Source organism: Mucilaginibacter sp. (genome assembly GCF_039935595.1).
Taxonomy (GTDB): Bacteria; Bacteroidota; Bacteroidia; order Sphingobacteriales; family Sphingobacteriaceae; genus Mucilaginibacter.
In genome coordinates, this window is sequence record NZ_JBDTJZ010000090.1 from 1 (window position 1) to 8,066 (window position 8,066).

5 protein-coding genes and 1 pseudogene are annotated in these 8,066 nt (G+C 41.5%); 1 reads left to right on the plus strand and 5 read right to left on the minus strand.

What is annotated here, in order from left to right:
* Positions 1-82: 82 nt before the first annotated feature.
* From ABI367_RS05890 to ABI367_RS05910, 5 genes are all read right to left on the minus strand, one after another.
* On the minus strand, positions 83-1,279 hold the full coding sequence (locus ABI367_RS05890) for an ABC transporter permease (protein ID WP_462227810.1): 1,197 nt from the start codon (positions 1,277-1,279) through the stop codon (positions 83-85).
* A gap of 85 nt (positions 1,280-1,364) precedes the next feature.
* Positions 1,365-2,495 (minus strand): glycosyltransferase, encoded by a 1,131-nt coding sequence (locus ABI367_RS05895; protein WP_462227814.1) that lies wholly within the window; start codon positions 2,493-2,495, stop codon positions 1,365-1,367.
* On the minus strand, positions 2,482-3,456 hold the full coding sequence (locus ABI367_RS05900) for a hypothetical protein (RefSeq protein WP_462227811.1): 975 nt from the start codon (positions 3,454-3,456) through the stop codon (positions 2,482-2,484). Before ABI367_RS05900 ends, ABI367_RS05895 begins: the two co-directional genes overlap by 14 nt.
* A 117-nt stretch (positions 3,457-3,573) precedes the next feature.
* Positions 3,574-6,417 carry an excinuclease ABC subunit UvrA gene (gene uvrA, locus ABI367_RS05905; RefSeq protein WP_462227812.1) on the minus strand — a complete coding sequence of 948 codons (2,844 nt, stop codon included), beginning with the start codon at positions 6,415-6,417 and terminating at the stop codon, positions 3,574-3,576.
* Positions 6,418-6,681: 264 nt separating this feature from the next.
* A complete protein-coding gene (locus ABI367_RS05910; protein WP_462258042.1) occupies positions 6,682-7,452 on the minus strand; it encodes a lytic transglycosylase domain-containing protein in 771 nt (256 codons plus the stop codon).
* A 246-nt stretch (positions 7,453-7,698) separates the two neighbouring features.
* On the opposite strand from ABI367_RS05910, the pseudogene ABI367_RS05915 reads away from it, so the two are divergent.
* Positions 7,699-8,066: pseudogene (locus ABI367_RS05915) on the plus strand (hypothetical protein); the annotation flags it as partial.

Sequence of the window (8,066 nt, forward strand, 5' to 3'; positions counted from 1 at the left end):
GATTAATTCGTCTTCGTCAGAGGTAGGATCTAAACTTTGCATGTAGCTTTAACGGAAGTGCCTAAAATAGAAAAAATATATTTTAAATGCGGGTAGTTTGCGATTTTATATCAAAGGCGTCTCTTAGTCCGATAGTTATCAGGTTAAAAGCATATACCATTAACATTATTGCCAAACCGGGCATAATAGCCAGATAAGCCGAATTCATGATAATATACCCATAATGCTCCTTTATCATGCTGCCCCAGGTAGGCATGGGGGGCTGCGCGCCAAATCCTAAAAAACTTAACCCGGCCTCTAACAATATAGCCGATGCAAAATTTGATGAGGCCAGCACCAATATGGGGCCTACAATATTAGGGAGGATATGCCGAATGATAATACGCTTGTTAGTAAAACCCAATGAGCGGGCAGCTTCAATATATTCGGCCTGCTTTAAGGCCATAACCTGTCCGCGTACCAGCCTGCCAACTTCAACCCACATAGACAGGCCCACGGCTATAAATATTTGCCATAACCCTTTACCTAACGCAAATGATATGGCAATAACCAGTAAAAGGGCGGGTAGCGCCCATAAAATATTCATTACCCAGCTAAGGGCAGCATCTATCCATCCGCCAAAATAACCTGCAATTGCGCCAATGGTTACACCCAGCAACAAACTTATTATAACGGCCATTAACCCCACCGCCAATGATATACGCGCGCCTAATATGAGCCGGCTCAGCATATCGCGTCCGTAAATATCCGATCCTAATAAAAAAATTTTATGCTTAATTTGATCTGAGACGATCTGGTTTTTAAACCGGGTATAAGTAGCCTGATTGTTTGACAGCATTAAACCATTTAACCTTACTGTTGTGCCCAGGTAAAGGGGTTTTATTCCGGTAGCTACCTCAAAAATATTATAGGCCTTGTGCTCGGGGATATCCTCATCCCCAATATATTCATCTGCATAAATAGTATCTTTTAAAAAGTGATACCCCGTAATAGGCACCTCACGAAAAAAAGACGGCTGCCCAAAAAGCATTTTAGTAAATATATTAACGGTATCAACGTGTTCGGGCTTACGTATATTAAGCATAGTGTACCTGGAGCCCGGCTTTTTAATGCTTAGTTGTATAGCCATGTTATTGGCTTGTGGCGTATCATCGGGCATTATTAAATAGCCCAGCAACGCAACAATAATGGCAAATACAATAAATACGGTTGCAGCAACAGCCAGCTTATTGCGCTTAAATATGTTCCAGGTACGTTTTGAGGTAGTAATATCAGCCAATTAACAGCGGTTTGCTTTTGGCTAAATATCGCCTTTTTGCAAACAAGTATCAATACGTACATCGCTAAAGCGGTTATTATGGCAATTATTTAACCAAACGCCCCTTCCAGATATATTTTTTAGTATTACCTATAAAGCCAATATAAGTCAGGTAAATACTGTGTAACGGCGATAGGATGGACAGTAATAAAAGCAAGCCTGTCCGTTTAAAAAATAAAGTTACCGGGAGCAAAAAGCCTACTTCAAACGCTGTTTTTAATACAAATTGGCATAAAAATAATTTTAAGAAATAATGGTTGTAAAATACACCCAGCAATACATTTAATATAAGTGATATATTAAAAAGCCACATACCAACAGCCAACGCCACTATTTTTTTGTCCTTATACTTTGTTGATTTTGATGCCCAGCGCCTGCGTTGCTGTAAAAACTCTTTTAAATTATGTTTAGCGTGGGTATAAACTATGGCTTCCCTTAATTTTAAAAAACCAATTTTGCCGGGGTATTTAAGCGCGACTTTTTGCAGTAGTAATTCATCATCGCCCGATGCCAGATCATCAATACCGGTAAATCCCCCTACCTCGTAAAAAACATCTTTGCGGTAGGCCAGGTTTGCACCATTGCAGGTTGATGCCTTGTTATGCCCAATAAAAGCACCGCCAATGCCTATTAAAAATGAAAATTCAAGCGACTGCATTTTTTCGAAGACTGTGCGATCCTCAAAAAAACAGACAGGTGATGATATCATAACCGGTTGTTCGGCTTCATAATAACCCACTATTGATGATAACCATTGCTTACCCATGCGGCAATCAGCATCAGTGGCTACCATTAAATCTCCTGTTGAAATACCTATGGCCCGGGCTATTGCCTTCTTTTTATACGAGTTTAGCGGCCTCGCCTCGTTTAACTCCAGTAATTTTATACCACGATGAGCGTAGCTGCTTATAATTTCGGCAGTAAGGTCGGTTGAGTGGTCATCAACTATAATAACTTCGGTTAAATGTTTCGGATAATCCTGCGCCAGTATATCCTCAATGGTATAGTGAATACGCTCTGCTTCATTGCGAGCAGCAATTATTACGGTTACTTTTGTAGTAAAGTTGGCTGTTTTAATAGTGGGGCGCTTTAATTTTATCCATCCTACTATAAGATAAACTATTACCGCCAGGTATAGCCCGGTGAGCGATAAACATATTATACTATAAATTTCCACCAAAGAAGTTGAGTTTAAAAATGAATGCCGAGCCTAAAATAGCGGGAATAATTAAATTAATAAGCCATATAGAGCTAAAAGCCGCAATTACCGCAATTTGCTGATCAGTGATATAGGCAAAAACAGTGGCGGCTACTGTGCTGCGCACAGCTACATCAATCAGATCGAGCGAGGGCAGGGCAGACTGAATAAAGAGAACAATAAAAACCAGCAGTATAACATCAAAAAAAGGTATGGCCGGTATAAGCAAGTGTATTACGAGGTAATATTGGAAAGAAAATATAAAAAAACGGGTAAGGCTAAAGCACATGATCTTAACCAATTCATTAAACTTATACCTGCCCATAACATCAAAAAAACGGTGATATTTTTTTAGGAACGATATTTTATTAAGCAGCCAAACCAGCCATTTAATATTAAAATACAACACCAGGAAAACACTTATAAACACAAGGGTTGATATGGATAAGATAAAAAGTGGCAAAAATGTAAAATGTTCAAACGTAAAAACAAACCAGAGAGAAGCTGCCGACCCCAATATATTGGTAATTACATTTTGGCCAAATGAACCAACTGCCATAGCAAAAACACCATGAATACGTTTACGGGGAGGTAAAAACATTACACGGCCGCCATATTCGCCGATGCGGTTGGGTGTGAATATGGCCAGGCTTAATCCACAAAAAACGCCTTCAACAGCTTCCCATAATGATATAGGCAGCAGTTTGCGTGTAACATATTGCCATTTTAAGCATTCAGTTAGCCAGTTAAGCAGCATTAACATAACCACAACCGCCATAATAATAATTACATGGGTGTGGTTAAGATTGCTCACAATTTCTTCAAACTGCTTGAGGCTGCTCCCTTTTTCTAAATACTGATGATATATGAACGTGAAAGCTAAAACCAGCAACGCGGCTTTAAAAAGAATAGAAAGTGTTTTTTTTGTGGCAGCTGTCAATTAGCAGAATTTTTATGCAATGTTACAAAAAAGACCATGTATGCTGTAACATGCAAACAGGAAAGTTTCGTTATGATTATTATAAGCTATACGTACAATAAAAACAGATCTTTGTTTTTACAGTCCCATCTCTTTTTTTAAAAACTGCCCGGTAAAGCTGTTTTTAACCTTACACAACCCTTCGGGAGTACCAGCAAAAAGAATATTCCCACCGCCTGATCCACCTTCGGGGCCTAGATCTATCACATGGTCAACTACTTTTATTACATCAAGGTTATGCTCAATTACCAGTACGGTATTGCCTTTATCAACCAATTGATATAATACGCCCAGCAATACATTAATATCTTCAAAATGAAGGCCGGTTGTTGGCTCGTCCAGTATATAAAAAGTGTTGCCGGTATCTTTTTTAGATAACTCAGTGGCCAATTTAACCCGCTGCGCTTCGCCACCTGACAGGGTGGTTGATGCCTGCCCCAAACGGATATAGCCCAAACCCACATCAAACAATGTTTTTATTTTGCGGTAGATAGATGGTATATGCTCAAAAAATGGCACCGCATCCTCAATGCTCATATCCAGCACATCGTTTATTGATTTGCCTTTATAGCGCACCTCTAAAGTTTCGCGGTTATAACGCCTGCCGCCGCATTCTTCGCAGGGCACTTGTACATCCGGCAAAAAGTTCATTTCAATAACCCGTAAACCCGCGCCTTTGCAGGTTTCGCAACGGCCGCCTTTTACGTTGAACGAGAAACGGCCGGGTTTATAGCCCCGTATTCTTGATTCGGGCAGGGCCACATACAGGTTGCGGATATCCGAAAACACCCCGGTATACGTGGCCGGGTTTGATCGTGGTGTACGACCTATAGGCGTTTGATCTATCTCTATTACCTTATCAATATTTTCCAGCCCTTCAATTTTGCCATAAGGCAGGGGTTGTTTTTTAGCACGGAAAAAATGATGGTTAAGTATAGGGTATAAAGTTTCGGTAACTAAACTTGACTTGCCACTGCCGGATACCCCGGTAATGCCTATCAACTTACCCAACGGAAACTCGATCGATACATTTTTTAAATTATGCCCGGTAGCTTTTTTAAGGCTCAATGTTTTGCCGTTACCTTCCCTGCGTGTTTTAGGGATAGTAATTTCGCGCTCACCATTGATGTAGGATGTGGTAAGGGTATGCCTGGTCATTAATTCGGCAGGTGTACCTTCGGCTACCACCTCGCCGCCATGTACACCTGCAGCCGGGCCCATATCAATTACATAGTCGGCCTCCAGTATCATGTCCTTATCATGCTCAACTACCAGTACAGTGTTACCCAGATCGCGCAGGTTTTTTAAGGCGTTTATCAGGCGTTCGTTGTCGCGTTGGTGCAGGCCAATACTGGGCTCATCTAAAATGTACATTACGTTCATTAATTGCGAGCCTATTTGGGTAGCCAGCCGTATGCGCTGCGCTTCGCCACCCGACAGGGTTTTGGCTGTACGGTCAAGCGTTAAGTAACTCAACCCCACATCCAGCAAAAAAACAATACGTGCGCGTATCTCTTTTAATATCTCTTTGGCTATAACGTTTTGGCGTTCAGTAAGCCTGTCCTCCAAATTATCAAACCAGCATTGCAGCTCGTTAATATCCATGCAGGCCAACTCAAAAATATTTTTGTTATCAACCTTAAAGTGTAATGATTCCTTTTTCAGTCTTGCACCCTCACAAACCGGGCAGGTACGCAGCACACGATAGTTTTCCATATCGTCCATGCCTTCTTCGCCACGGCGTTCCTGCTGCTCTTCCAGCATACGGATAATGCCGTCAAAACTTATCTGGTAGCTTTGTACGTTCCATTTATTATACTCAACCGCTACGGTTAGCATTTCATTACTGCCATTCAGTATAATATCTAAATGCTCTTTGTCCAACTTTTCAATAGGGACAGACAACGAGAACTCGTACTTTTTAGCCAATGCTTTCAATACCTGGAACATCCAGGTTTCTCGGTACTCGCCTAAAGGCGCAAGCCCACCATTTAGTATGCTTAGTTTAGGATTCGGTATAACCGATGCCTCGTCTATTTCAAAAATATAGCCCAGACCATTGCACTTTTCGCAAGCGCCATAAGGCGAGTTGAACGAGAACGTGTTAGGCTGTGGCTCGTCATACGATATGCCCGAAACCGGATCCATCAAGTATTTGCTGAAATAAGCTACATTGTTATCCTTATCCGCTATGCGGATGATGCCTTTGGCAATTTTTAACGCGGCCTGTATAGAAGTGTATAAACGTTTGCTATCCTTATCGCTAACCATCAAACGGTCAACCACAATATCAATATCATGTATCTTGTAACGGTCAACCTGCATTTTGGGCTCAACATCCATAATGGAGCCATCAACATACACCTTTAGGTAGCCTTGCTTGCGTATCTGCTCAAACAGTTCGCGGTAATGGCCCTTGCGTGCTTTTACCACGGGTGCCAGTATATTTACCGGTTGCCCGTCAAAGCGCTCAAAAATGGTCTTTAGTATTTGGTCCTCGCTCATGCGCTCCATTTTTTCGCCACTTACGTACGAGTAAGCCTCGCCGGTACGTGCAAAAAGCAAACGCATAAAATCATATATCTCGGTAATAGTGCCAACGGTTGACCGTGGATTTTTGCTGGTGGTTTTTTGCTCGATGGCAATAACCGGGCTCAAACCCGAAACCTTGTCAACATCCGGGCGCTCCACGCCGCCCATAAACTGGCGCGAGTAGGCCGAAAATGTTTCCATATAACGACGCTGCCCCTCGGCATAAATAGTATCAAATGCTAACGACGATTTACCACTGCCACTCAGCCCGGTTATAACAACCAGCTTATTACGCGGAAAAGAAACATCAATATTTTTTAAGTTATGTACCCGGGCTCCGTAAACTTCAACTTCACTCTGCTCGCCCAGATCAAGGGGTTTGTTATTCATATTTTTAATTAGCGAATTATTGAATTAGTGAATTAGCGATTGAACAGGGTGTTCAATATAAATAATTTACTGATCAGTAATCCTGTGGTTGAAATAGTTGAATGAATAACATAAAAATTAATGAAATGGTTTAAATCGCGATAGGAAATCACTAATTCAATAATTCAATAATTCACTCATTAATAATCTGCAAATATATGCAAAAAAAAGTCCGGCCCTGCCATTTAGGCAAGCCGGACTGTAAGTGCTCCGTAAATTTTTTTGCTAATTATAGGCCAGCATTTGCGACAATGGTTCGTAAGCGTAAACCGGCGGATAGCCGTACTTGCCGGGCCTGTCAATAATTTCTTTCATCGCTATGAGGTTATACACATAGTTGCCTGTTTCGCTGTTAAGGTGCATACGGAAGTAATTAACTTTCTTTTGCGCCCGCATAGCTTTAGCCAGTTTGATGGACCCATTGTTATAGGCCGCGGCCGTTAATGTCCAGTTGTGAAACTCGTCATGCAGCTCTTTAATATACTTACACGCGGCAATGGTTGATTTACGTATGTTCATCCGTTCATCTTTACCCTTACCAACCTTTAAACCGTAAGTACGCGCGGTACCCGGCATAAACTGCCATAACCCGGCGGCCCCTTTGGGCGAAGTCCCTTCTTTTAAGCCCGACTCGACAAGCGGCAGGTATTTAAAGTCATTAGGGATGCCAAATTGCTTTAATATAGGCTCAATGATGGGGAACCATCTATCAGCCTTAAGTTGCAAAATATTGGATTGGATGTTGTGATAGTCGTGCTTTTTCATAATTACCCGCATCTTCCGATTCACTTTCTCATCATTTTGCGGGATGGCCTCATCAGCGAAGCTATACTCATTTGCAGCATCATTAACGGCATAAATATACCGTGATACATGATGTGTATTTGTAGTGTTTTTTACTGTTGTTTTTGTTGTTTCTGTACTGCAAATGTTAAGCTTAAAAATGATGGCCAGCACCAGGATTACGGAGCACGTAATTAAGTGTTTTTTGATCATTTTTTTTATCTCCATTAAATATACATTAGGTAAAATGTTAAACAAAGGTACGTTATATTAGTCAGACTGTCAAACACTTAACATGGCCTTAGTGTTTTGATTATTTAAAAATAGTTTGAAAATCAGGGTTTAAAGTAGCGTAAAGGCGGTTTTTGAACCGGGTAAAAAACTTGAAAAAACCCAACAATAACCGGCAAAAAAGCGTACATTTGCCCCTCACGCTGCGAAAGCGCAAAACAAAAAAATATGGTATTTAAACGACCAGATAACAACCGCGACGGCCAGGCTGGCAGATCATCAAACAGGGCACAAAAGGGTGGTGATAATTCAAAAAAATCCTTCTCTTCTTCCCGCGGAAAATCAGATAATAATTCAGACCGTCCGGCTCCTAAAAAAAGATACGATAGCGCGCCATCTGGCGACAAGCGTTCTGGCCCAACGTCAGACAGGAAACCGTATGGTGATAAAGAGAGCCGCAGCAGTTTTTCGGGCGGAGCATCATCCGGCGATAAAAAAAGCTTTACTCCGCGCAATAAACCTTATACCGGCCGCCCATCCGGCGACGAGAAAAGCAGTTTTAGCAGCGGCGGTTATGGCGACAAAAAAAGCTTTTC

Bases quoted from the DNA above. Each gene is read 5' to 3' on its own strand.
- uvrA (WP_462227812.1), bottom strand. From the start codon at position 6,417: ATGAATAACAAACCCCTTGATCTGGGCGAGCAGAGTGAAGTTGAAGTT.
- ABI367_RS05910 (WP_462258042.1), bottom strand. From the start codon at position 7,452: ATGATCAAAAAACACTTAATTACGTGCTCCGTAATCCTGGTGCTGGCC.